Source organism: Rhodanobacter sp. GW835-FHT13D09, assembly GCF_058793995.1.
The window spans coordinates 72,461-96,033 of record NZ_JBXAGL010000008.1 but is presented as its reverse complement, the minus strand read 5'-3'; the positions used below and the strand labels follow the sequence as shown (position 1 = coordinate 96,033).

Sequence of the window (23,573 nt, the reverse complement as noted above, 5' to 3'; positions counted from 1 at the left end):
GAAGAGTGCGGCCACGGATGGCCGCTTTTTGATCTTCGCGCTCAGAAATGAGCGCAAAAATCACCTGGATAATACGTCCGTCGCAGCGAAGAAATAGGCAATCTCCACCCTGGCGGTCTCGACCGCGTCGGAGCCGTGCACGGCATTCGCGTCGATGGAGTCGGCGAAGTCGGCGCGAATCGTGCCCGGTGCGGCTTCCTTCGGGTTGGTGGCGCCCATCAGGTCGCGGTGGGCCAGCACGGCGTTCTCGCCTTCCAGCACCTGGATCATCACCGGGCCGGAGATCATGAACTCGACCAGCGCCTTGAAGAACGGGCGGTCGCGATGCACGGCATAGAAACCCTCGGCTTCCTGGCGCGACAGTTGCTTCATCCGACCGGCGACGATCTTGAGACCGGCCTTTTCGAAACGAGCATAGATTTCGCCGATGACGTTCTTGGCAACGGCGTCGGGCTTGATGATGGAAAGGGTGCGCTCCAGCGCCATGCGGGTCTGCTCCGGGAAAACGGATGAATGGGATGGGGTCGTGGCCGGCCCCCGGCCGGCGAGAATTCAGCCAAATCCGATCGAGGTTGCGGATTTAACTCACGAAGGTTTGACAGATTCTAACTCATACGCAAGTCGGCGGGTATTTACAACAAACGACCGTTTGACGACCGCGGAACTGTCCGCGTATGCTCAAACGATCGTTTGAACCGGCCTGCGGCCGATGGATGGTTCTCCCGTGAACAGCTCCGGCTCGACCAAGGAACGGATACTCGGCGCCGCCGAACTCCTGTTCGCCCAGCGCGGCTTTGAAGGCGCCTCGCTGCGCCAGCTTACCGCCGCCGCCGGCGTGAACCTGGCGGCGGTCAACTACCACTTCGGCTCCAAGGACAAGCTGGTCGAGGAGGTGTTCCGGCGCCGTCTGGACGCACTGAACGAGAGCCGGCTGGTTGCCCTGGCCAAGGTCGCCGGCGCCCCGGACGCCACGCTCGAGGACGTGCTGGAGGCCTACATCCGCCCTGCCCTCGAACTGTCCCACGACAACAGCGGCGCGCTTTTCATGCGCGTCCTGGCGCGTGCGTTCGCCGAGCATGACGACAGCCTGCGCCAGTTCCTGTCCACCAACTACGGCCACGTGATGCGCCAGTTCACCGCCGAGTTCGCCCGCTTGCTGCCGCAGCTGAGCAAACCGGAGCTGTACTGGCGCATCGACCTCGTCACCGGTGCGCTGACCCATGCGATGTCCGGCTTCGGCATGATCCAGCGCAAGAACGACGTCAGTGAACACGCGCATCGCGAGCAGACTGTCCAGCACCTGGTTCGCTTTGCCGTCGCCGGACTCAGCCACCCCTGACCTCATCACCTGATCCAACCCCGCTTGCACCATTTCGGAGAAGCCAATGACCGCTGCATCCTCACCCACATCAGCACTGCGCATCCGCAAGGCCGCCGTGCTGGGCGCCGGTGTCATGGGCGCGCAGATCGCCGCGCACCTGACCAACGCCGGCGTCGAGACCGTCCTGTTCGACCTGCCCGCAAAGGACGGTCCGAAGAGCGGCATCGCGCTGAAGGCCATCGCCAACCTGGCCAAGCTGTCGCCGGCGCCGCTGGCCGACAGGAACCTCGCCGCCGCGATCATCCCGGCCAACTATGACGAGGATATGGCACATCTCACGGACGTCGACCTGGTGATCGAGGCGATCGCCGAACGGATGGACTGGAAACTCGACCTGTACCGGAAGATCGCCCCGCACCTGTCGAAGACCGCGATCATCGCCTCCAACACCTCCGGCCTGTCGATCAACACGCTGGCCGAGGCGCTGCCGGAAGAAATGCGCCACCGCTTCTCCGGCGTGCACTTCTTCAACCCGCCGCGCTACATGCACCTGGTCGAGCTGATCCCGACCCGGCTCACCGACCAGAACGTGATCGACGGCCTCGAAGCGTTCCTCGTCACCACCGTCGGCAAGGGCGTGGTGATCGCCCGCGACACGCCCAACTTCATCGGCAACCGCATCGGGGTGTTCTCGATGCTGGCCACCATGCACCACACCGAACAGTTCGGGCTGGGCTTCGACGTGGTCGACGCACTCACCGGCCCGGCCGTGGGTCGCCCCAAGAGCGCCACCTACCGCACCGCCGACGTGGTCGGCCTGGACACCATGGCGCACGTCATCAAGACCATGGCCGATACCCTGCCCGACGACCCGTGGCACGCCTACTTCAAGGCGCCAGTGTGGCTGGCCGGCCTGATCGAGAAAGGCGCGCTGGGCCAGAAGAACGGCGCCGGCTTCTACAGGAAGGCCGGCAAGGACATCGTCGTGGTCGACGTCGCCAGGCAGGATTACCGCGTTTCCGAACAGAAGGCCTCGGACGAGGTGGCCGCGATCCTCGCGATCAAGAATCCGGCCGAGAAGTTCGCCAAGCTGCGCGCCAGCAGCGACAAGCAGGCGCAGTTCCTGTGGGCCACCTTCCGCGACCTGTTCCACTACACCGCCTATCACCTGGCCGACATCGCCGACACCGCGCGCGACGTCGACTTCGCGATCCGCTGGGGCTACGGCTGGAAGCTCGGGCCGTTCGAGACCTGGCAGGCCGCCGGCTGGCAGCAGGTCGCCGGCTGGATCGCCGAGGACATCGCCGCCGGCAAGGCGATGAGCAAGGCGCCGCTGCCCGCCTGGGTCACCGACGGCCGCAGCGGCGTGCACGGCAAGGCCGGCTCGTATTCGGCCAGCGCCAACACTGACAAGCCACGCTCGCAGCACCCGGTGTACCGGCGCCAGCTGTTTCCCGACCCGATCCTGGGCGAGAAGTTCGACCAGGGCAGCACCGTGTGGGAGAACGACGGCATCCGCCTGTGGACGCTGGGCGACGACGGCATCGGCATCATTTCGTTCAAGACCAAGATGCATACGGTCAACGACCACGTGCTCGACGGCATCCAGCACGCCATCGACATCGCCGAGGAGAAGCTCAAGGCGGTGGTGATCTGGCAAGACGCCGAGCCGTTCTCCGCCGGCGCCGACCTCAAGGGCGCGCTGGGCCTGCTGCAGGCCGGCAAGTTCGACGACTTCGAGAAGATGGTCGCCAACTTCCAGCGCACCAGCATGCGCATCAAGCATGCGCTGGTGCCAGTGGTGTCCGCCGTGCGCGGCCTGGCGCTGGGCGGCGGCTGCGAATTCCAGATGCACTCCGCCCGGACTGTTGCGGCACTCGAAAGCTACATCGGCCTGGTCGAGGCCGGCGTCGGCCTGCTGCCGGCCGGCGGCGGCCTGCATGAACTGGCCGTGCGCGCCGCGAAGGCCAACCCGGCCGATCCGTTCGAAGAATTGAAGAAGGTGTTCGAGACCGTGGCGATGGCCAAGGTCTCGCCCAGCGCGATCGAAGCGAAGGCCATGGGTCTGTTGCGCGACAGCGATGTGGTGGTGTTCAACGCATATGAACTCCTCTACGTGGCCAAGCAGGTGGCGAACTCGTTGGCCGAATCCGGCTACCGCCCGCCGCTGTACCAGCGCGCGATCCCGGTGGCCGGCGACGTGGGCACCGCCACCTTCCGCGCCTCGCTGGCCAACCTGCAGGCCGGCTATTTCGCCTCCGAACACGACGTGGAAATCGCCCGGCGCATCGCCGACACCCTGTGCGGCGGCGTGATCGAGCGTGGCTCCACGGTGGACGAGGAATGGCTGCTTGCGCTTGAGCGCAAGCACTTCGTGGAACTGGCCAAGACCGAAAAGACCCAGGCCCGCATCGCCCACACCATGACCACCGGCAAGCCGCTGCGCAACTGACCGCTCGTCGTCCCGGCGAAGGCCGGGACCCAGCGACTTTGGTTTACGTCTACGACACTGGATCCCTGCCTGCGCAGGGATGACGATCAAAAACTGAAGTGCGTCGCCGCTATCAAGCGCGACGCCACGGAGCAAGAACCATGAGCAAGCAAATCCAAGACGCCTACATCGTCGCCGCCACCCGCACCCCGGTCGGCAAGGCGCCGCGCGGCGTATTCCGCAACACCCGCCCGGACGACATGCTCGCCCACGTGATCCGCGCGGTGATTGCGCAGGCGCCCGGCATCGACCCGCACCAGATCGGCGATGTCATCATCGGCTGCGCCATGCCCGAGGCCGAGCAAGGCATGAACGTGGCGCGCATCGGCCTGCTGCTGGCCGGCCTGCCCGACACCGTGCCCGGCGTCACCGTCAACCGCTTCTGCTCCTCCGGCCTGCAGTCGGTGGCGATGGCCGCCGACCGCATTCGTCTGGGCCTGGACGACCTGATGCTTGCCGGCGGTACCGAGAGCATGAGCATGGTGCCGATGATGGGCCACAAGATCGCCATGAACCCGGCCATCTTCGACAACGAGCACATCGGCATCGCCTATGGCATGGGCATCACCGCCGAGAATGTCGCCAAGCAGTGGAAGATCAGCCGCGAGGCGCAGGACGCGTTCTCGGTGGAAAGCCACCGTCGCGCGCTGGCCGCCCAGGCCGCCGGCGAGTTCAAGGAAGAGATCACCCCGTTCCAGCTCGCCGACCACTATCCTGACCTCGTCACCCGCGGCATCGTCACCGACAGCCGCCTGATCGGGAACGACGAGGGCCCGCGCGCCGGCACCACGCTGGAAGTGCTGGCCAAGCTCAAGACCGTATTCCGCAACGGCCAGTTCGGCGGCACCGTCACCGCCGGCAACTCCAGCCAGATGTCCGACGGCGCGGGCGCCGTGCTGCTGGCCAGCGAAAAGGCGATCAAGCAGTACAACCTGCAACCGCTGGCCCGTTTCGTCGGCTTCTCGGTCGCCGGCGTGAAACCCGAGGTGATGGGCATCGGCCCGAAGGAAGCGATCCCCAAGGCGCTCAAGCAGACCGGCATCAGCCAGGACCAGCTCGACTGGATCGAACTCAACGAAGCCTTCGCCGCCCAGGCGCTGGCCGTGATGGGCGACCTCAAGCTCGACCCGGCCAAGGTCAACCCGCTCGGCGGCGCCATCGCGTTAGGCCATCCGCTCGGTGCCACCGGCGCGGTGCGCGTCGCCACGCTGGTGCACGGCATGCGGAGGCGCAAGCAGAAGTACGGCATGGTGACGATGTGCATCGGCACCGGCATGGGCGCGGCGGGCGTGTTCGAAGCGCTCTGATCAACCTTGGCAAGAAACAGGAACGGCGCCGTTGCGAAACGGCGCCGTTCTGCTTCAAGTAGCCTTGGCCCGCTTCGTCGTCGCCCCTTCGCGCAGCGCCGATGCGCCCTTGTTGCCCGCTGTGGCTATCCACACCTAAGTTGTTGGCGCGCGCGTAGTTCCACAGGCTGGAGTTCAGGTTGTGCCAGGGGGTGGTCTTGCTGGCGATGCCGGCCAGCGTATGGCCCGGCATGTTGACGATGTGGTCGGCCGGCCTGCCGGTCCAGCCGTGGATGGCGAGCAGTGTGTCGATTACGTGTTGTGCCGGCACGCCCATCGACTCCTTGATGGTGGACCGAAAAAGGTCGGGCCGCTTGCACGGACCCGACCCGTCGGAACGGGCGATCGGCGCCGATGCGTCGGCGCCGGGCCGTCCGCTAGTGCGCCACGCGCGGCGCCGGCCGCGGCGGCGTGTGATGGTGCGGTCGCGGCCACGGGCACAGCATCGGCACTTCGTGCTGGTAGCGGCGATAGTCGTCGCCGTGGACGGCCACCAGGTCGCGCTCCTCGAAGTACTTCACCGCGACCAGGATGTAGCCGGTGGTGGCCACGGCAAACAGCAGGTGGCCCATGCTCATGTGCGGCGTGGCCCAGAACGCGACGAGGAAGCCGAGCATCAGCGGGTGACGCACGAGGCGGTAATACAGGTGCCGCTTGAACGGCAGCGGCGTGTAGTGCTGCCCGTGCGCGTCCAGCCACACCTGGCGCAGGCCGAACAGGTCGAAGTGGTTGATGACGAAGGTGCCGCTCAGCACCAGCAGCCAGCCGCAGGCGGACAGCGCGTACAGCAGGCCCACCGCCCAGTCCGCCTCCACCCGCCAGATCGTGTCGGGCAGCGGCTGCCACCAGCGGAACAGCACGATCAGCGCCAGGCTGGACAGCAGCACGAAGGTGCTGCGCTCGAGCGCCGGCGACAGCCAGCGCGTGAGCCACGCCTTGAAGCCGGCACGGGCCATGCCGCTGTGCTGCACGGCGAACAGGCCGAGCAGCAGCAGGTCGACGATCCATGCCATGGCCGGCGCCAGCGCGCTCGGCGGACGATCCACGCTACGCGGCACCAGCACGTCTCCGACGAAGCCGATGGCGTAGAGGAACACCAGGAAGAACACGGCGTAGCAGAGCACGCCGTAGCACAGGGTCAGCAAGGCACGCATGATCGGTCACCTCCGTTTCGCCGGCTGGCGAAACCCGCCCGATACCCTCGCAACGCCGCCGGGAACGCCACCAGGTCGCGCCCTTGCCGGGCGCTCATCTGGGCATGAGAAGCGGGTGTCGAGGAAATCTACCACGCCCGTCGGGCGACGGCGCGGCGCCGGTGAAACGGCGGCCCGGAGGGCTCAGCCGAAGGTGGCGTAGGTCGGTGCGGGCGGCGCCACGAGGGCGCCGGGTCGCCGGCCGCCCACGAACATGTGCAGGCGGCCGCCGATCACGGCGACGACCGGGCGCTCCGACAGGCGCATCGTGGCGGAAGCCGTCGGTGACTTGGCCAGGCCGACCTGGTGTTCGGCACGCATCCGTGCCGACTTGGCGGCGAACCAGGCCTTGGGCCCGGCCAGCAGGACGCACGAGGCGGATTCGGCCTGCCGCGAGTTCTCGATGGTCCGGCAAAGGTGCGCCAGGTGGTGCTCGTTGAAGATTTCACCCAGCGCGGCGGACTGGAATGGCGAGGCGACGTACTCGTCCAGCAGGTTGCCAAGCACGGCGACCGCGCGCAACGCGATCCGGCGGTTCACGCGGTCCATGTGCGAGCTGCCGCCCGAAGCCTCCCAGATGGCGTCGAGGGCACTCACCAGCATGCGGAACTCCGCCTGGTTGAGCGGGCGCCGCTCCAACGGCGTGTGGCGGCGATCGACCAGCCATGCCTGATCGGCTGCCGGCAGTGCATGCGAGCGCCGTGCGACGCGGGCCCGCGCCTCCTTCATCGACAGCTCGTCGGTAGCCGCCAGCCGCAGCGCGAGCGCTTCGCGGGTCAATGGCTGGGTGCGTGCGCTGCCATCCGTGCGATACCAGCGGCGGTACTCCAGCGTGGCCGGGTGGAACATGCGGCGCGGCGGCCGCACCGTGGCGCGTGCCTCGGCGGCGTAGTCGAGCGAGGGAGCCATCGGCCGCAGGCCGGCGGCATGGGCAGCCAGCACGCGGTCGAGCAGGACTTCGGCAAGGGTCAGGTGCGGGTGGGAGACCGCCCGACCATCATCCCCGTCCACCGACGGAAAGTAGACGAAGCGGACGCGCGCTGCCGCATGGAACCGATGGCCCACTTTCGCGCCATGGCAACCCTGCCCGGCCACGCGATGGCCGATCGGCAGGGCACGATGCGCCGTAGGCAGGTCACCCAGCAAGGCATCGACGGGGGGAAGGGAAACAGCAACCGACCGGGCCGTGGCGGCCTCTTCTCTTCTATGCGCACTTGCTGCTATCGACACGCGGGAACCTTCGTCGCTGTGGGCAGCCTGACGCTCGATCCTGCCAGCGCCGTACTCCGCCCAAGTACCACTACACCGCCCAGCCCAGGCGGTTACGGTGTTAGTTCAGCATTAGTCATGCCATCGAAGTGTGCGCAATATCCCAATTCCAAAAATCCGTTTCTGCTTGGTGACCGGCGACGGCGGACGCCCCGTCGCAGCAACTCCCGAAAACTGGTCCAAAAACAGGCAAAATAGGCGGTTGGCGATGCTTCGCCCCATCACGACGGATCCCTCCTTGACCATCAAGCCCGCCCCCCTGCCCCCGCCCGACGACGCGGATACCGACCTGCTGGAGCGCCTGCGCGCCGCGGCGACGCTGCTGGAATCGGTGGCGGCCGACCGACAACTGCTGGACCGGCTGCCGGCCGAGGATCGCCAACGCCTGCACCAGGCGGTGGCGCAGGTCTACCACCCCGACCCGGTGGCGCGCCGGATCAAGCTGAAAGCCGCCGAGAAGGCACGCCACGCCTCGAAGGTGGAGGCCGAAGAAACCGTGCTGAACCAGACCGGCATCCGCGCCTTGCGCCGCAGGCCGGTGTTCACCACGCCGAACGTGTTCGTGCCGGAGGGCTTCCTGCCGCACGATGTCCCGCCCGCGGCCGACGCCGCACAGCCGCGCGAGCCGGTCGAACCGAAGCACTGCTACGTATGCAAGCGCAAGTACGCAGCCATCCACTTCTTCTACGACCAGCTGTGCCCGGAGTGCGCCGCGTTCAACTACGCCAAGCGCGGCGAGCTGGCCGACCTGCGCGGGCGCGTGGCGCTGCTCACCGGCGGCCGCGTGAAGATCGGCTACCAGGCCGGGCTGAAGCTGCTGCGCGCCGGCGCCGAGCTGATCGTCACCACCCGCTTCCCGCGCGACTCGGCGGCGCGCTACGCGGCCGAACCCGACTTCGCCGACTGGGGCCACCGGCTGCAGGTCTACGGCCTCGACCTGCGCCACACGCCCAGCGTCGAAGCGTTCTGCCAGGAGCTGGTGGCGACCCGGCCGCGGCTGGACTTCATCATCAACAACGCCTGCCAGACCGTGCGTCGGCCGCCGGAGTTCTACGCGCACATGATGGAGGGCGAGACCGCCGCGCTGCACGAACTACCCGAGCACGTGCGCCGGCTGGTCGGCCATTACGAAGGCATGCGCGGTTCCAACATCCTGCCCGAGACCGGCGCCGCGACGAACCTGCCAGGCCTGACCCGCGCCGCCGAGCTGTCGCAGCTGCCGCTGCTGCCGGAGGAACTGCTGGCGCAGAGCCACCTGTTCCCCGAAGGCCGGCTGGACCAGGACCTGCAGCAGGTCGACCTGCGCCAGCGCAACTCGTGGCGGCTGCTGATGGCCGAAGTGCCGTCGGTAGAATTGCTGGAGGTGCAGCTGGTGAACGCGATCGCGCCGTTCATCATCAACGCGCGGCTGAAGCCGCTGATGCTGCGCACCGGCGAGCGCGACAAGCACATCGTCAACGTGTCGGCGATGGAGGGCCAGTTCTACCGCAACTTCAAGACCACCCGCCACCCGCACACCAACATGGCCAAGGCCGCGCTGAACATGATGACGCGCACCTCCGCCACCGACTACCACAACGACGGCATCCACATGAACAGCGTCGACACCGGCTGGGTGACCGACGAGGACCCCGCCGAGCTGGCCGCGAGGAAGGTGCTGGCGGAACGCTTCCACCCGCCGCTGGACATCGTCGACGGCGCCGCGCGCATCGTCGACCCGATCATCCACGGCATCAATACCGGCGAGCACGTGTGGGGCCAGTTCCTGAAGGACTACCGGCCGACCGACTGGTAGGCGGCCGGTGGCGTTCGGCGGCGGCGACAATCCGTTTCCTTCGCGCCCGTTTCAGGTGGCGATGGCTAGCCTTATGTTGCACGGGCGCCTTGCTGGCGCGATGAACATAGAGGATTACCACCGTGATTGAACGCAGACCTTTCGCCAGCCTGGGTGGAGCCAACCATGGCTGGCTCGATGCCAAGCATCATTTCTCGTTCGCCAGCTACCACGATGCCAAGCGCATGGGCTGGGGCGCGCTGCGCGTGTGGAACGACGACACCATCGCACCGCAAACCGGCTTCCCGCCGCATCCGCACGCGGACATGGAGATCATCACCTACGTGCGCGAAGGCGCGATCAGCCACAAGGACAGCCTGGGCAACGAGGGCCGCACCGAGGCCGGCGACGTGCAGGTGATGAGCGCGGGCAGCGGCATCACCCACGCCGAGTACAACCTGGAGAACGTGACCACGCGGATCTTCCAGATCTGGATCATCCCCGACGAGAACGGCAAGCCGCCGGCGTGGGGCGCGCGGCCGTTTCCCAAGGGGGATCGTTCCGGCCATTTCGTGGCACTGGCCAGCGGCTTCAAGGACGACACCGAGGCGCTGCCGCTGCGCACCGACGCGCGCGTGCTGGGCGCCACGCTCAAGGCCGGCGAAAGCACCGGGTACACGCTGGGCCCCGGCCGCTACGCCTACCTGGTGCCGGCCACCGGCAAGGTGGACATCAACGGCGTGAAGCTGGACGCCCGCGACGGCGCCGCGATCCGCAACGAATCGACACTGCGCATCACCGCGATCGACGATGCCGAGCTGGTGCTGGTCGATACGTCGGCATGAACCGTTGACCCACGACTGAAAGGGTGCCATGTCGGTTCCGTCTTCGTACTCATCCGGCCCGCTGCAGGACGACCCTGCGTCGGGCCTTTGCTTCCGCCTGCGTGAGCCACGGCCGGCCACGCCGAAATCGATGCTGCTGCTGTTGCACGGAGTTGGCGGCAACGAGGGTAACCTCGCCCCACTCGCCATGGCAGCGGGGCCGGATACACTGGTGGTGCTGGCGCGCGGCCCACTGGTCTTCGCACCGGGTCAGTACGGCTGGTTTCGGGTGGCGTTCACCGCGACCGGCCCGAGTATCGACGCCACCGAGGCGGAGCACAGCCGGCTCGCGCTGCTCCGCCTGCTCGGGCAATTGCAGGTAGCGCACGGCATAGACTCGCGCCATACGGTGATCGCAGGTTTCAGCCAGGGCGGCATCCTCAGCGCCAGCGTCGGCCTGACCGCACCGCAGTGTGTGGCCGGATTCGCGGTGCTGTCCGGCCGCATCCTGCCTGAACTGGAGCCGCAACTGGCCGACCGCGCGCAACTGGCCGGCCTGCGGGTCTTCATCGCCCACGGCGCCTACGACAGCAAGCTGCCGGTGAGCTGGGCGCAGCGTGCTGATACATGGCTGGAAGCGCTGCAGGTGCCGCACGAGACCCGGATCTATCCGATCGATCATGGCCTCAGCGCCGGAATGCAGGCCGATTTCCTGGCTTGGCTGAAGTCCGTCACCGAGCATCGCGGCGGCTAAGTCCATGCCCTCAGCCGGTTCGCGCCGGCGATGGCAAGCCGGCGCGAATTCGACCGCAAGACCCGGAGTGCCACGGTGGTTGCCGGTCCGTAGATTGCGCCTTGAGCGATAATCCGACGGAAGGAACAGCCATGAAGACCTTCGACAAACAGGCGGCACGTGCCAGCACCCTCGCCGACCCGCGCTGGGCCGCGGTACAGGCGCGCGACGCGCGTGCCGACGGCAGCTTTTTCTATTCGGTGCGCAGCACCGGCGTGTACTGCCGCCCATCCTGCGCCGCGCGCCCGGCCCGGCCCGAGAACGTGGCCTTCCACGCCACCGCCGCCGCGGCGGAACGTGCCGGTTTCCGGCCGTGCAAGCGTTGCCGGCCCGGCCGGCCGTCGCTGGCGGAGCAGCATGCGGCGCTGGTCACCACCGCCTGCCGCACGATCGAGCAGGCCGAGACAGAGCCCACGCTGGAGCAATTGGCGAAACCGAGCGGGCTCAGTCCGTTCCACTTCCACCGCGTGTTCAAGGCGGTCACCGGGGTGACTCCGAAGCAGTACGCCACGGCACATCGCAGCCGCCGCGTGCGCAACGAGTTGGAGCGCAGCCACAGCGTGACCGCGGCGATCTTCGACGCCGGCTACAACGCCAGCAGCCGCTTCTATCAAACCGCCGACCAGGTGCTGGGCATGACGCCCTCCAGCTATCGCGCTGGCGGCGCCGACAGCGCCATCCGCTTCGCGATCGGCGAATGCTCGCTGGGTGCGATCCTGGTGGCGCAGAGCGAACGCGGCGTGTGCGCGATCCTGCTCGGCGACGACCCCGACGCGCTGGCCCGCGACCTGCAGGATCGTTTCCCGAAGGCTCGCCTGATCGGCGGCGACCGCGACTATGAGCAACTGGTGGCGCAGGTGGTGGGCTTCGTCGAGGCCCCCGCGATCGGCCTGGACCTGCCGCTGGACGTGCGCGGCACCGCGTTCCAGCAGCGCGTGTGGCGTGCGCTGCGCGAGATCCCCGCGGGCAGCACCGCCAGCTACAGCGAGATCGCGCGGCGCATCGGCTCGCCCACGGCGACGCGGGCGGTGGCCCAGGCCTGCGCCAGCAACATGCTGGCGGTGGCGATTCCGTGCCATCGCGTGGTGCGCAATGACGGCGGCCTGTCCGGCTACCGCTGGGGCGTGCCGCGCAAGCGCGCGCTGCTGGATCGCGAGGCGCAGGGATGAACGCGCAGTTACGCCCTGCCCCCGAAGCCGACACGAGGCTGCAGGCATGCGACTGGGCCCGCATTGCCGATGAACTCGACGCGCACGGCTGCGCGATGCTGGAAGCCCTGCTGTCGCCGCAGGAGTGCGTGGCGCTGGCTGGCCTGTACGCGGACGATGGGCGGTTCCGCAGCCGTGTGGTGATGGGCCGCCACGGTTTCGGCCGCGGCGAATACCGCTACTTCAGCTATCCCCTGCCGGAGCTGGTGGCGGAGTTGCGCAGCGCGGCCTACCCGCGACTGGCGCCGATCGCGAACCGCTGGAACGCATCGATGAGGCTGCCCGTGCGCTACCCCGCCAGCCATGCCGAATTCATGGCGCGCTGCCATGCCGCCGACCAACGGCGCCCTACCCCGTTGCTGCTGCAGTACGGCGCGGGCGACTACAACTGCCTGCACCAGGATCTGTACGGCGAGCACGTGTTTCCGCTGCAACTGGCGATCCTGCTGTCCGAGCCGGGACGCGATTTCAGCGGCGGCGAGTTCGTGCTGACCGAACAACGCCCGCGCATGCAGTCGCGTGTCGAGGTGGTGCCGCTGCGGCAAGGCGACGCGGTGGTGTTCGCGGTGCACCAGCGGCCGCTGCAAGGCACGCGCGGCAGTTACCGGGTAACCATGCGCCACGGCATCAGCCGCGTGCGCAGCGGCCATCGGCACACGCTCGGCATCATCTTCCACGACGCCACATGATCACGGCCGACCTGTTCGCCACCAGCTCCGCCCCTGTCCGTCGGGATGAAACGCTATGCGAGGGCGCGGTGGTGCTGCGCGGGTTTGCGCTGGCCGGCGAGACGACACTGCTGCAGGCCATCGCGACCATCGCGGCGCAGGCGCCGTTCCGCCACCTGGTCACGCCCGGCGGCCTGCGCATGTCGGTGGCCATGACCAATGCCGGGTCGCTAGGCTGGGTCAGCGACCGCCGCGGTTACCGCTACGATCCGATCGATCCGGACAGCGGCCGGCCCTGGCCGCCGATGCCGCCGGCCTTCCTGCAACTGGCCGATGCCGCCGCCGCGCACGCCGGCTTTGCCGGTTTCGTGCCGGATGCCTGCCTGGTCAACCGCTACGAAGCCGGCACCCGGCTGAGCCTGCACCAGGACCGCGACGAGCGCGACATGGGCGAGCCGATCGTGTCGGTTTCGCTGGGCATCCCCGCTGTGTTCCTGTTCGGTGGACTGCAACGCTCCGATCGTCCGCAGCGCGTGCCGCTGGCGCACGGCGACGTGGTGGTATGGGGTGGCCCGGCGCGGCTGCGCTACCACGGCGTGCTGCCGCTGAAGCCGAACCACCACGCGGCGCTGGGCGATGCCCGCATCAACCTGACGTTTCGTCGTGCCGGCTGACGCCACGGCTTTCCTGGCCGGGATCGACGCCGACTGGGCGCGCCTCGTCGCGCAGGTCGGCCCCTGCGGACACGAACCGAAACCGACGCGCGAGCCGTACGAGGCGCTGGTGCGCGCGGTGGCCTACCAGCAACTGCATGTGAAAGCCGGCGACGCGATCCTGGCCCGGCTGCTGGCGCTGTACCCGCCACAGACGTTTCCACTGCCGGCGCAATTGCTCGATGCCGGGATCGACGCGATGCGCGGCTGCGGGTTTTCGGCGCGAAAGACCGAGACGATCCGCGGCATCGCCGCCGCCACGCTGGATAGCGTGGTGCCGGACCTGGGCACGGCGCTGGCGCTGTCCGACGAGGAGCTCGTCGCCCGGCTCGGCGCACTGAAAGGCATCGGCCGCTGGACCGTGGAAATGTTCCTCATCTACAGCCTGGACCGGCCGGACATCCTGCCGGTGGACGACTTCGGCGTACGCGAGGGCTACCGCCTGCTGAAATCGCTGGACACGGCCCCCGCACCAAAGGCGCTGGCGGCAATCGGTGCAAGCTGGAGTCCGCATCGCACCGCAGCCGCCTGGTACCTGTGGCGCGTGCCGCGACCGCCGAAGATCGCCAGGCGGATGGCAGGCTGACGGCCAGGCGGTACCCGCAACCCCGCTGGATCCTATCAGGCGACTCCCACTCGACCTTGGTGCAGGTGCCCGCGCCGCGGCGGCTTGCTACCCTCGACGGATCGTCCGGTTCGCGAGGCAGGCATGGCACATACCCACGGCATCCACACCATCGACACCGGCTTCGTGCGCCCGCAATTCGATGCGGCCTACCTGGTGGTCAAGCATGGCCGTGGCGCCTTCATCGACTGCGGCACGAACTTCGCCGTGCCGCGCATGCTGGCGGCGCTCGACGAAGCCGGGATTTCCGCTGCCGCGGTGGACTGGCTGATCCTCACCCACGTGCACCTGGACCATGCCGGCGGCGCGGGCGAGCTGATTACGCAGTTGCCGAACGCGCAACTGGTGGTGCATCCGCGCGGTGCCAGGCACATGGTCGACCCCTCGGTGCTGTGGGCAGGCGCCAGTGCGGTGTACGGCGAGTCGGTGATGGAGCAGACCTACGGCCGGCTGCGTCCGATCCCGGTCGAACGGGTGACCGAGGCGCCGGACGGGCACGTGGTGGACCTGGCCGGCCGGCCGCTGCGCTGCATCGACACCCCCGGCCATGCGAAGCACCACCTCACCGTGTACGACGAGCGCGCCGCCGCGTGTTTCACCGGCGACGTGTTCGGCCTCTCCTATCGCGATTTCGACACCGCGAACGGCCCGTTCATCCTGCCCACCACGTCGCCGGTGCAATTCGATCCGCCGGCGCTGCATGCGTCGATCGAGCGGCTGCTCGCGCTGAAGCCCGCGGCGATGTACCTCACCCACTATGGCCGGGTGGAGGATGTCGAACGGCTGGCGGCCGACCTGCACGTGCAGATCGACGCGATGGTCGCGCTGGCCCGCGCCGCGCACGGCCGGCCCGACCGGCACGCCGCGCTGATGGAATCGCTCACCGATCTCTATGCCGCCCGCGCCCAAGCCCATGGCTGGCAGCAGGGCCGCGACGCGCTGCGCCAGCTGCTGGGCATGGACATCGAGTTGAACGCACAGGGGCTGGAAGTATGGCTGGGCCGCTGATCGGCAGCGGCTCACTTGCCCGTTGTGCGTGCTTCCTGCCGTTCCCTGGCCAGGCGTTCCTCGAAACGCGGCTCCGCCGCCGCGGCGTAGGCGCGGCAGGCGCCGGGATCGACCAGGGCGGCGGACGAATGCCCGCGATCGCGTGCGGCAACCTTCTGCATAAAGCCGCTGGCCTCCGGATGCGGGGTGATCAGGATGTCGCAGGGCAGACCGGCGACGGTTGCGAAGGATCGGCGGAAAGCGGCGACCCGGGTCGGCTGCTCGCTGTAGCGAAAGCCGTCGCGGCCGAGCACGGTGAGGCTGTCGACGTAGGCGAGCGTCAGGCAGTGCCCCGCTTTACACGAACGCCAGGTCCACGAGGTGCTGCCCCGCGTATGGCCGGGCGTGTAGTGCGCCACCATCGCGATCGGCCCGACCCTCACGGCGGCGCCATCGGCGACCACCTCGACCGGCGTGACCGCCGGATAGCGTGGCGCCATGCCGTACTGCGGGTCGTCCGGATCGTCACCGCCGAGGCCCAGTTCCCTCGCCCCGGCCGCGCTGGCCGCCACGGTGGCGCCGCTGTCGCGCGCCAGCCGGGCGATCGCCCCGGCGTGGTCGGAGTGGGCATGCGAGTTGAGGATCAGCCGGATGTCGCGCAGGCGGAAACCGAGCGCGCGGATGTTCGCCTCGATCTGCGCCGCATTGCCTTCCAGCGTGCCGTCGATCAGCACATGGCCCTGCGCTGACGTGACCAGGATCGCGCTCAGCCCCCGCGTACCCACGTACCAGCTGTTGCCGTAGATGCGGAAGGGCTGTTGCGGCTGGCTCCAGCTTGCCTCCTGCGCGTGCGCCAGGCCTGCCAGGAAAAGACCTGTGCCGATCCACATCGTGCGGATGAACGGGTTCATGCAGGGCTCCATGGCGGGGGACGAAGCCGTCATGGTGACGAACGATGGCGAACCGGCGCTGGCGTATTGCAGGCAAATCGCGGGCGACGCACCACCGGCTCAGGCCAGCCGCGTGCCGTTCGGTACCGGGCGTTCGATCGCGGTGACCACCACACCCTCGTCGGTGGGAAAGCCGGTGAGCAGGAATTGCGAACGGAACGGTCCGATCTGCTTTTCGGGAAAGTTGATCACGCCCACGACCTGCCGCCCCAGCAGATCCTCGGCCCGGTACAGCGCGGCGATCTGCGCGCTGGTCTTCTTCTCGCCGTAGCGGCCGAAATCCACCCATACCTTCCACGCCGGCCTGCGTGCCTCGGGGAACGGTTCCACCTTCGTCACCGTGCCGGCGACGATCAGCACCTTCTCGAAATCGGCCCAGCTGATCTCGGGGTGATCCGCTTCACTCATCCTTCCAGCCTCGTCTTCAGACAGTCGCGGCCCTGCTGCCACCAGTAGCTGGCCTGTGCCGCAAGATAACCGAACGGGCGATGGGTGTTGCCCAGGCCGTAGTCGGCGAACTGTTGCCAGCGGTCGTCGCCTTCGGCGATCGCCGCCGCCAGCAGCTCGCCGGCAGCGCAGGTCGGCGCCAGCCCGTGCCCGCCGAAGGCCTGGGCCCACCACAGGCCGTGGCCGTCGCCGCCGATCTGCGGCATCTGGTGCCGCGCATAGCTCATCAGGCCCGACCAGGCGTAGTCGACTCGCACGCCCTCCAGTTGCGGAAACACCCGCAGCAGGTCCTTCGTCAGCAGCCGCTGCACTCCGCGCGGCGAACGGTTGAGCACCGAGATGCGCCCGCCCCACAGCAGTCGCGTATCCGGCAATGCGCGGTAGTAGTCGAAGGCGAAGCGGCTGTCGTAGATCGCCGCGCGGGTGTGCAGGCAATCGTCCAGGCGCGCACCTAGGGGCTCGGTCACCATCACGTAGGTGGCGATCGGCAGGATCGCCCGGTCGATCGGCTTGCGCAGGCCGGCCAGGTAGCCGCCGCAGGCCAGCACCACCTGGTCGGCCAGCAGTTCTCCGTGCGCCGTGCGCAGGCGCCACTGCAGGCCTTCGCGCACGAGTCTACGCACGGCGCTGTGCTCGTGGATGCGTACTCCCTGCGCGGCCGCCGCCTCGGCCACGCCGATCGCATAGTTGAGCGGATGCAGGTGCAGTGCATCGCGCTCGTACAGGCCGTCGTGGTAACGCTCGCTGCGGATGCGTGCGCGCAATTCGGTTTCGGGCAGCCACTGCCAATGCACGTCGTAATGGTCGGCCAGCAACTGCTGGCGCTGGCGCAACACGGCCGGATCGCGGAACCAGTTCGCCCAGATCACCCCTTCGTCGATCATGTCGCAGGCGATCGAATGATCAGCGACGCGCTGGCGGATCCGCCCGACCGCCTCGGTGGTGAGTTTGAACAGCGCTGTGGCGCGCGCCTCGCCCAACTGCTCGAGCAGCGACCGTTCGCCCAGCGAATAGCCGGCGAAGACGAAGCCGCCGTTGCGGCCGGAGGCGCCGAAACCGACCTGCTCGCGCTCCAGCAGCACCACGTCGCGCACGCCGCGCTCGGCCAGTCCCAGTGCGGTGTTCAGGCCGGCGAAGCCGCCGCCGATCACGGCGACCCGCGCGTGCGTGCTGCCCTGCAGCGGCGCATATGTCGCGTATGGCGTCGCCGTGGCGCGGTAATAGGACGCGGAGGATTTCATGCCGTGGCCGCTCGAGCCCGGATGACTCAAAGCTGGCCGAGGAACTCTCGCACGGTGGGCGCGAGTTTCGGATCCTGCATCGCCATGTGCATGGTGGCGCGCACCAGCCCCGCCTTGTTGCCGCAGTCGAAGCGGATGCCTTCGAAGCGATAGGCCAGTACCTTGCCCTGCTCCTTCAGCAGCGCGTCGATCGCGTCGGTGAGCTGGATCTCGCCGCCAGCGCCGGGCGTGGTGTGCTCCAGCAGCTGGAAGATGCGGCCCGGCAACACGTAGCGACCGACCACGGCGAGGTTCGACGGCGCGTCGGCCGGCCTGGGCTTCTCCACCATGCTGCGGATCTGCGCGCTGCGCCCGTCGACCGGCACGGCATCGACGATGCCGTACTTGTCGGTCTGGTCGTGCGGCACTTCCTCCACCGCGATCACGCCGGCCTGCTGCGCATCGGCGAGCTCGGCCATCTGCCGCAGCGCGCTCTTGCCGGTGCCATTCCAGATCAGGTCGTCCGGCAGGATCACGCCGAACGGCTCGTCGCCGACCACGGGTCTGGCGCACAGCACGGCATGGCCCAGGCCGAGCGCCTCGGGCTGGGTCACGAAGATCGCCCGCACGTGCCGCGGCAAGGTGCCCTGCACCAGTGCCAGCAGTTCGGCCTTGCCTTTCTCATGCAGCTTCGACTCCAGCTCGTAGGCCTTGTCGAAGTAGTCGGCGATCGCATGCTTGTAGCGGTTGGTGACGAAGATCAGGGTGTCGGCGCCGGCGTCCACCGCCTCGTCGACGGCATACTGGATCAGCGGCTTGTCGAGGACCGGCAGCATTTCCTTGGCGACCACCTTGGTCGCCGGCAGGAAGCGCGTGCCGAGTCCGGCCACGGGAAACACCACTTTGCGCAGGGGCTTGCTCACTCATTGCTCTCCGGGTTGGCGCGGCGGATCGACACCACGTTGTCCGGTTGCGCCGATTCGCTCCAGCGGAACGACGGCAGCAGGCTGGACACGCAGCGGCGAAGCTCTTCTTCGTTGAACTCATCGACCGCCTCGGCGGCCTTGGACAGCAGTGCCCGCAGCAGCTCCCACGAAACCTCGCGGTGCTGCGCCAGGAAGATCTTGGCATGGGCGGTGGCACTGTAATTTTCCAGCGGATGGAACAGCTCCTCGAACAGCTTCTCGCCGGAGCGCAGGCCGGTGTAGACGATCGGGATCTCGCTGCCCGGCTTCTTGCCGGCGAGACGGATCATCTGTTCGGCGAGGTCGCGGATCTTCACCGGTTCGCCCATGTCCAGCGCGTAGATCTCGCCACCCTTGCCGATGCTGGCGGTCTGCAGGATCAGCTGGCAGGCCTCGGGGATCGTCATGAAATAGCGCGAGATCTCCGGGTGGGTCACGGTGACCGGGCCGCCCTCGCGGATTTGCCGGCGGAACAACGGCACCACCGAGCCGGCCGAATCCAGCACGTTGCCGAAACGCACGGTCATGAAGCGCGTATCGGTGTGCGCACCGAGATTCTGGCAGTAGATCTCGGCAACGCGCTTGCAGGCGCCCATCACGCTGGTCGGGTTGACCGCCTTGTCGGTGGAGATCAGCACGAAGCACTCGACCCCGCTCGCGCAAGCCGCATCGGCCACCGTGCGGGTGCCCAGCACGTTGTTGCGGAACGCCGCACGCAGCTGCCCCTGCAGCATCGGCACATGCTTGTACGCGGCAGCATGGAACACCACCTGCGGCCGCGCGTCCGCAAACGCCTTTTCCATCGCGGTCTGGTCGCCGCAGTTGGCCAGGATGCCGTCGAAGACCATCTCGGGGAAATCCGCGCGCAGCTCCTGGCCGATCCGGTACAGGTTGTATTCGCTCTGCTCCACCACGGTGAGCGATTGCGCACCCAGGCGGGCAACCTGGCGGCACAGCTCCGAGCCGATCGAACCGCCGCCGCCGGTGACGAGCACGTGGCGTCCGCTGAGGGTCTCGCGGATCGCGGTCCAGTCCAGTTCCACCGCGTCACGGCCGAGCAGGTCCTCGATCGCCACTTCCTTGATCTGGTTGAACTGGGCGCGACCGGCCACCACGTCCTCCAGCCGCGGCACGGTCCGGTACGGCAAATCGGTGGTGTCGCACAGCGCCACCACCCGGCGCATCTCGGCCGTCGTGGCCCCGGGCAAGGCGATCAGCAACATGTCGACGGCGGCTTCGCGGGCCACTTCGGGCAACTGGTCGAAACGCCCCAGTACCGGATGCCCATTGATGCTGGCACCGCGCAGGCTGGACTCGTCGTCGATGAAACCGACCACCACGTAGCGGCTGTCGCGGCGCAGGTCGCGCGAAAGCACTTCGCCGGCTCGATCCGCACCCACGATCAGCACCCGCTTCACGGACTGGTTGTGCAGCAGATCGTTGCGGCTGTCCTTCCAGTAGCGATAAGCCAGCCGGGGAACACCCAGCAGGAACGCGAGCAGCACCGGATATAGCACAAGTACCGAGCGCGGCACGCCACTGAGGCGGTTGTCCAGGAACAAGGCCACCCCGATGAGCAGCGCGCCGATCACCACGGCACGCGCTATGTTCCAGAGATCCGGCAGGCTGGCGAAACGCCAGACGCTGCGGTACAACCCGGTCCAACGGAAGATGAGGCCCTGCACCAGCAACACGATAGGGAATTCCAGCGCACTGAAGTGGACGATCTCATCCGGCCTCAGCGCGTAGCGCAGGATCTTGGCGATCCACCAGGCAAGCGCCGTCATCACCAGGTCGTGCAGCACGACGGCGATGCGCGGATGGATGAAACCGACGAATCTACGCAGCGACATGACGCCCCTTGGGCTGGTGGCGCCGCAGGCAGCGACGTTTCAGCGACAGCCATGCGACCGTCGCGCCGAGATAAACCGCTATGGTAATCGGCAGCGCCATGTACAGATGACTCCACGCCAACCAGGCCAGTGGTGCGGCGATCAGCAGGTTCCAGCCCAGATAGGCCGCTCCCGCGCCAGCATGCGTTCCCCCGCGACGCACCAGCCATTGGTACAGGTGTTCGCGGTGTGCAGTGTACCAGCGCCGCCCATGACGAATGCGTGTCAGCAAGGTCAGGCTGGCGTCGGCCACGAAGGCTGAGGACAAAATCAGCGCCGGCCACATCAGGGCATGGTCCACCCGCCACAGCATCGCGCTGAAAGCGAAGACCAGCAAGCCGACGCTGCCGCTGCCGACGTCGCCCATGAAGATCCGCGCCGGCGGCAGGTTGAAGCACCAGAAGCCCAGCGCGGCCGCCGCCAGCAATCCGGCCGCCAGCGCCAGCGCTGGTTGGGCCGAAGACCAGGCCAGCAGGCCGATGCCGACCCCGACGAAGATCGCCTGCTGCGCCAGCAGGCCGTCGATGCCATCCATGAAGTTGTGCAGGTTGATGCTCCAGGCACCCCCGAGCAGCAGCAGCGGCAGCCACCACCCCGACGGGCCGATTGCCAGCAAGGTCGATGAAAACAGGCCGACTCCGAGCAACTGGGCAGCCAGCCGCGGCAGCGCCGGCAGCGAACGGTGATCGTCCCACCAGCCGGCCAGCGCCACCAGCAGCAGCGCGGCGCACAGGCTTGCAATCACGTCAGCCGGCCATGCCGCCGGCAGACTCCACAGTACGCCCGGCAGGCAGATCAGCATCGCCACGACGATGCCGATGCCGCCGCCGCGCGGGGTCGGCAGGCGGTGCGAGCGGCGCTGTCCGGGCTGGTCGAGCATGCCGCGCCGGTGCGCGTAGGCGATCGCGCCGCGCACCAGCAGCACGGTGATCGAGAAGCTGGCCAGCAACCATCCGATGGTTGTGTACATGTTCATGTCACTCGCTGGCGACACCGTGGATCGGGCGGATCGTGCTCCAGTTCTTGCAACTCGGGCATTGCCAGTGATGCGCCTTGGCGCCGAAACCGCAACGGCTGCAGCGGTACATCGCCTGTCCCTCCAGCAGCTTGCGGGTCAGGTCGCGCAGGATCAGGAAATTTTCGCGCGCCTCGCCCTCGATCTTGTCCATGGTGGCGTCGATCAAGGCCATCAGGCCGCGTACCGACGGCCGCAGCCGCAACTGCGCGGTGAGGAAATCGACGGCCGCCCGCTCGCCGTCGCGCTGACGGTAGAGATGGGTCAGCGCCAGTACCGGCGACACGCCGTGGTAGCGGCCCAGCATGTCGCGCAGGAAACCCTCGGCGCGCTCCATCTGCTGCGACCGGGCGTAGCTGTTGAGCAGCGGTGGCAGGATGTCCGGGGTGAACGCGATATCGGCATTGATCGCAGCTTCATAGGCGGTCACCGCCTCGGCATGCTGGCCGTCCTCGGAGAGCAGACGACCGGTCAGCATGAACGCGCGTACGCAGTCCGGCTGGCATTCGAATGCCTGGCGCAGGTAGTCGCGCGCCTCGGCCCGGGCGCCATGCTGGCGCGAGCGTTCGGCCAGCTCGCAGTAGAACTGGGCGATCATCGGCGCCTCGTCCTCGCCGGTCATCACCTCGAGCCGCCGGGCATGCTCGATCGCCTTGTGCCAGTCGCGCTCGTGCTGGTAGATCGCGATCAGATGGCGCAACGCCGACGGCGCATGTGCGTCCATCGCCACCAGGTCGGAGAACAGTGCCTCGGCGCGGTCCAGCAGGCCGGCACGCATGTAATCTTCGCCCAGCTCGAGCAGGGCCACCGTCTTCATCGCGTCGGTCAGGCCCGGCCGCGAGACCAGGTGCTGGTGCAGCCGGATCGCCCGGTCCACCTCGCCGCGGCGACGGAACAGGTTGCCCAGTGCCAGGTGCGTCTCGACCGTGTCGCGGTTGTACTCGGCCAGCTTGAGGAAAACCTCGATCGCCTTGTCCTGCTCCTCGTTGAGCAGGTAGTTGAGGCCGCGGAAATAGTCCGAGGACAGCTCGCTGACTTCGGCGCCGGAGCGGCGCACACCGATCTGGCGGGAGGCCCACCAACCCAGGACGAATGCGACCGGAATCAGTGCGGCCAGGACATACAGGTGGTTCATGGCGCGAGCGGTGACTTCTGGTCTGCGCGCAGTTGCCGGCGCTGACGGCGTTGACGCGCGCTCACGCCCACCCAGGCGGTAAGCCCGCCCAGCAGCCAGCCGATCACCATGGCACCCAGCAGGGCGGCCCCCTTGGGCAATTGCATCCGGAAGAACGCGAGGTCGTAGTCGACGAGGTCGGCGTTGAGCGCCCCGAGCACGATGCCGGCGGCGACGAAGATCACGAGGATGACGATGGCTAGCGGGCGCATGGCACGACTTTACCCGATTGATCGTGACAGGCACAGGCGGCGCAATCCGCTCATGCGGCAATGATTCATGGCGCCGCAGGGCCATCGCGGATGCCGGGCAAAAAGAAGGCAGGACCGACTCGCGCCGCCTGCCTTCGGTCCAGTCTGGGCGGTCGGTCAGCCGACCTCCTGCTCCAGGTCCAGGTTGACCCGTTCGCGCAACTCCTTGCCCGGCTTGAAGTGCGGCACATGCTTGCCGGGCAGCGCCACGGCCTCGCCCGTCTTGGGGTTGCGCCCCATGCGCGGCGGCCGGTAATGCAGCGCGAAGCTGCCGAACCCGCGCACCTCGATGCGTTCGCCGTGAGCCAGGGCGTGGCTCATCTGCTCGATGACGCTCTTGACGGCCATCTCCACATCGGCGAACGCGAGATGGGTCTGGCGCCTGGCGAGCGCCTCGATCAATTCGGATTTAGTCATGGGGCCCCAATGTCCGTGACATGAAACGAC

Annotated in this window: 23 protein-coding genes; 11 read left to right on the top strand and 12 right to left on the bottom strand. The window is 67.9% G+C overall.

Annotated elements, in window-relative coordinates:
* Positions 1-60: 60 nt before the first annotated feature.
* Positions 61-486, bottom strand: a complete 426-nt coding sequence (ndk, locus tag AC1Q5A_RS11990) for a nucleoside-diphosphate kinase (RefSeq protein ID WP_492700944.1) — start codon at positions 484-486, stop codon at positions 61-63.
* 238 nt (positions 487-724) lie between these two features.
* Here ndk and AC1Q5A_RS11985 point away from each other — a divergent pair, with 238 nt between their 5' ends.
* The 3 genes from AC1Q5A_RS11985 (at position 725) to AC1Q5A_RS11975 (ending at position 5,119) form a co-directional block, all read left to right on the top strand.
* Complete coding sequence (locus tag AC1Q5A_RS11985; RefSeq protein WP_492700943.1) at positions 725-1,339, top strand: TetR/AcrR family transcriptional regulator; 615 nt, start codon at positions 725-727, stop codon at positions 1,337-1,339.
* 46 nt (positions 1,340-1,385) lie between these two features.
* Positions 1,386-3,773, top strand: coding sequence for a 3-hydroxyacyl-CoA dehydrogenase/enoyl-CoA hydratase family protein (locus AC1Q5A_RS11980; RefSeq protein ID WP_492700942.1), 2,388 nt, complete (start codon positions 1,386-1,388; stop codon positions 3,771-3,773).
* A 140-nt stretch (positions 3,774-3,913) separates the two neighbouring features.
* Positions 3,914-5,119 carry an acetyl-CoA C-acyltransferase gene (locus tag AC1Q5A_RS11975; RefSeq protein ID WP_492700941.1) on the top strand — a complete coding sequence of 402 codons (1,206 nt, stop codon included), beginning with the start codon at positions 3,914-3,916 and terminating at the stop codon, positions 5,117-5,119.
* Positions 5,120-5,535: 416 nt separating this feature from the next.
* Here the strand turns inward: AC1Q5A_RS11975 and mddA are convergent, their stop codons facing one another.
* Both mddA and AC1Q5A_RS11965 read right to left on the bottom strand, forming a co-directional pair.
* Positions 5,536-6,312: a methanethiol S-methyltransferase gene (mddA, locus tag AC1Q5A_RS11970; RefSeq protein ID WP_492700940.1), complete on the bottom strand. Its 777-nt coding sequence runs from the start codon at positions 6,310-6,312 to the stop codon at positions 5,536-5,538.
* A gap of 183 nt (positions 6,313-6,495) precedes the next feature.
* Positions 6,496-7,497, bottom strand: coding sequence for a hypothetical protein (locus AC1Q5A_RS11965; RefSeq protein WP_492700939.1), 1,002 nt, complete (start codon positions 7,495-7,497; stop codon positions 6,496-6,498).
* Positions 7,498-7,858: 361 nt separating this feature from the next.
* On the opposite strand from AC1Q5A_RS11965, the gene AC1Q5A_RS11960 reads away from it, so the two are divergent.
* The 8 genes from AC1Q5A_RS11960 (at position 7,859) to AC1Q5A_RS11925 (ending at position 15,233) form a co-directional block, all read left to right on the top strand.
* The gene (locus AC1Q5A_RS11960) at positions 7,859-9,415 is read left to right on the top strand and encodes an SDR family NAD(P)-dependent oxidoreductase (protein WP_492700938.1); all 1,557 of its coding nucleotides are present in this window, start codon (positions 7,859-7,861) and stop codon (positions 9,413-9,415) included.
* 122 nt (positions 9,416-9,537) lie between these two features.
* Positions 9,538-10,239 carry a pirin family protein gene (locus tag AC1Q5A_RS11955; protein WP_492700937.1) on the top strand — a complete coding sequence of 234 codons (702 nt, stop codon included), beginning with the start codon at positions 9,538-9,540 and terminating at the stop codon, positions 10,237-10,239.
* Positions 10,240-10,369: 130 nt separating this feature from the next.
* A complete protein-coding gene (locus AC1Q5A_RS11950) occupies positions 10,370-10,972 on the top strand; it encodes an alpha/beta hydrolase (RefSeq protein ID WP_492700936.1) in 603 nt (200 codons plus the stop codon).
* A gap of 131 nt (positions 10,973-11,103) precedes the next feature.
* Positions 11,104-12,180, top strand: a complete 1,077-nt coding sequence (gene ada, locus AC1Q5A_RS11945) for a bifunctional DNA-binding transcriptional regulator/O6-methylguanine-DNA methyltransferase Ada (RefSeq protein ID WP_492700935.1) — start codon at positions 11,104-11,106, stop codon at positions 12,178-12,180.
* Positions 12,177-12,908, top strand: a complete 732-nt coding sequence (locus tag AC1Q5A_RS11940) for a 2OG-Fe(II) oxygenase (protein WP_492700934.1) — start codon at positions 12,177-12,179, stop codon at positions 12,906-12,908. The genes ada and AC1Q5A_RS11940 overlap by 4 nt, the downstream gene beginning before the upstream one ends.
* The gene (alkB, locus tag AC1Q5A_RS11935; protein WP_492700933.1) at positions 12,905-13,561 is read left to right on the top strand and encodes a DNA oxidative demethylase AlkB; all 657 of its coding nucleotides are present in this window, start codon (positions 12,905-12,907) and stop codon (positions 13,559-13,561) included. Before AC1Q5A_RS11940 ends, alkB begins: the two co-directional genes overlap by 4 nt.
* Positions 13,551-14,186 carry a DNA-3-methyladenine glycosylase family protein gene (locus tag AC1Q5A_RS11930; RefSeq protein WP_492700932.1) on the top strand — a complete coding sequence of 212 codons (636 nt, stop codon included), beginning with the start codon at positions 13,551-13,553 and terminating at the stop codon, positions 14,184-14,186. The genes alkB and AC1Q5A_RS11930 overlap by 11 nt, the downstream gene beginning before the upstream one ends.
* A gap of 123 nt (positions 14,187-14,309) precedes the next feature.
* Entirely contained in the window at positions 14,310-15,233 is a 924-nt protein-coding gene (locus AC1Q5A_RS11925) for an MBL fold metallo-hydrolase (protein WP_492700931.1), read from the top strand.
* 11 nt (positions 15,234-15,244) lie between these two features.
* On the opposite strand, the gene bla is transcribed toward AC1Q5A_RS11925, so the two are convergent.
* The 9 genes from bla to AC1Q5A_RS11880 all read right to left on the bottom strand — a co-directional run bounded on the left by bla (position 15,245) and on the right by AC1Q5A_RS11880 (position 23,543).
* A complete protein-coding gene (gene bla / locus AC1Q5A_RS11920; RefSeq protein ID WP_492700930.1) occupies positions 15,245-16,123 on the bottom strand; it encodes a subclass B3 metallo-beta-lactamase in 879 nt (292 codons plus the stop codon).
* 99 nt (positions 16,124-16,222) lie between these two features.
* Positions 16,223-16,570, bottom strand: a complete 348-nt coding sequence (locus AC1Q5A_RS11915; protein ID WP_492700929.1) for a tRNA-binding protein — start codon at positions 16,568-16,570, stop codon at positions 16,223-16,225.
* Positions 16,567-17,850, bottom strand: a complete 1,284-nt coding sequence (locus tag AC1Q5A_RS11910) for an NAD(P)/FAD-dependent oxidoreductase (RefSeq protein WP_492700928.1) — start codon at positions 17,848-17,850, stop codon at positions 16,567-16,569. Before AC1Q5A_RS11910 ends, AC1Q5A_RS11915 begins: the two co-directional genes overlap by 4 nt.
* Positions 17,851-17,876: 26 nt before the next feature.
* Entirely contained in the window at positions 17,877-18,752 is an 876-nt protein-coding gene (gene galU, locus AC1Q5A_RS11905; RefSeq protein ID WP_492700927.1) for a UTP--glucose-1-phosphate uridylyltransferase GalU, read from the bottom strand.
* Positions 18,749-20,647 carry a polysaccharide biosynthesis protein gene (locus AC1Q5A_RS11900; RefSeq protein WP_492700926.1) on the bottom strand — a complete coding sequence of 633 codons (1,899 nt, stop codon included), beginning with the start codon at positions 20,645-20,647 and terminating at the stop codon, positions 18,749-18,751. Before AC1Q5A_RS11900 ends, galU begins: the two co-directional genes overlap by 4 nt.
* Positions 20,634-21,656 (bottom strand): MraY family glycosyltransferase, encoded by a 1,023-nt coding sequence (locus AC1Q5A_RS11895; protein ID WP_492701006.1) that lies wholly within the window; start codon positions 21,654-21,656, stop codon positions 20,634-20,636. Before AC1Q5A_RS11895 ends, AC1Q5A_RS11900 begins: the two co-directional genes overlap by 14 nt.
* A 7-nt stretch (positions 21,657-21,663) precedes the next feature.
* Positions 21,664-22,836 (bottom strand): lipopolysaccharide assembly protein LapB, encoded by a 1,173-nt coding sequence (gene lapB / locus AC1Q5A_RS11890; RefSeq protein ID WP_492700925.1) that lies wholly within the window; start codon positions 22,834-22,836, stop codon positions 21,664-21,666.
* Positions 22,833-23,087: a lipopolysaccharide assembly protein LapA domain-containing protein gene (locus AC1Q5A_RS11885; RefSeq protein WP_492700924.1), complete on the bottom strand. Its 255-nt coding sequence runs from the start codon at positions 23,085-23,087 to the stop codon at positions 22,833-22,835. Before AC1Q5A_RS11885 ends, lapB begins: the two co-directional genes overlap by 4 nt.
* Positions 23,088-23,243: 156 nt before the next feature.
* Positions 23,244-23,543, bottom strand: coding sequence for an integration host factor subunit beta (locus AC1Q5A_RS11880; RefSeq protein WP_068090368.1), 300 nt, complete (start codon positions 23,541-23,543; stop codon positions 23,244-23,246).
* Positions 23,544-23,573 lie beyond the last annotated feature (30 nt).

Excerpts from the sequence above, each read along its gene's own strand:
- ndk (WP_492700944.1), bottom strand. The coding sequence starts at position 486 with ATGGCGCTGGAGCGCACCCTTTCCATCATCAAGCCCGACGCCGTTGCC.
- AC1Q5A_RS11980 (WP_492700942.1), top strand. The coding sequence starts at position 1,386 with ATGACCGCTGCATCCTCACCCACATCAGCACTGCGCATCCGCAAGGCC.
- AC1Q5A_RS11975 (WP_492700941.1), top strand. The coding sequence starts at position 3,914 with ATGAGCAAGCAAATCCAAGACGCCTACATCGTCGCCGCCACCCGCACC.
- mddA (WP_492700940.1), bottom strand. The coding sequence starts at position 6,312 with ATGCGTGCCTTGCTGACCCTGTGCTACGGCGTGCTCTGCTACGCCGTG.
- AC1Q5A_RS11950 (WP_492700936.1), top strand. The coding sequence starts at position 10,370 with ATGCTGCTGCTGTTGCACGGAGTTGGCGGCAACGAGGGTAACCTCGCC.
- ada (WP_492700935.1), top strand. The coding sequence starts at position 11,104 with ATGAAGACCTTCGACAAACAGGCGGCACGTGCCAGCACCCTCGCCGAC.
- AC1Q5A_RS11940 (WP_492700934.1), top strand. The coding sequence starts at position 12,177 with ATGAACGCGCAGTTACGCCCTGCCCCCGAAGCCGACACGAGGCTGCAG.
- alkB (WP_492700933.1), top strand. The coding sequence starts at position 12,905 with ATGATCACGGCCGACCTGTTCGCCACCAGCTCCGCCCCTGTCCGTCGG.
- AC1Q5A_RS11925 (WP_492700931.1), top strand. The coding sequence starts at position 14,310 with ATGGCACATACCCACGGCATCCACACCATCGACACCGGCTTCGTGCGC.
- bla (WP_492700930.1), bottom strand. The coding sequence starts at position 16,123 with ATGAACCCGTTCATCCGCACGATGTGGATCGGCACAGGTCTTTTCCTG.
- AC1Q5A_RS11915 (WP_492700929.1), bottom strand. The coding sequence starts at position 16,570 with ATGAGTGAAGCGGATCACCCCGAGATCAGCTGGGCCGATTTCGAGAAG.
- AC1Q5A_RS11910 (WP_492700928.1), bottom strand. The coding sequence starts at position 17,850 with ATGAAATCCTCCGCGTCCTATTACCGCGCCACGGCGACGCCATACGCG.
- AC1Q5A_RS11900 (WP_492700926.1), bottom strand. The coding sequence starts at position 20,647 with ATGTCGCTGCGTAGATTCGTCGGTTTCATCCATCCGCGCATCGCCGTC.
- AC1Q5A_RS11895 (WP_492701006.1), bottom strand. The coding sequence starts at position 21,656 with ATGTACACAACCATCGGATGGTTGCTGGCCAGCTTCTCGATCACCGTG.
- lapB (WP_492700925.1), bottom strand. The coding sequence starts at position 22,836 with ATGAACCACCTGTATGTCCTGGCCGCACTGATTCCGGTCGCATTCGTC.
- AC1Q5A_RS11885 (WP_492700924.1), bottom strand. The coding sequence starts at position 23,087 with ATGCGCCCGCTAGCCATCGTCATCCTCGTGATCTTCGTCGCCGCCGGC.
- AC1Q5A_RS11880 (WP_068090368.1), bottom strand. The coding sequence starts at position 23,543 with ATGACTAAATCCGAATTGATCGAGGCGCTCGCCAGGCGCCAGACCCAT.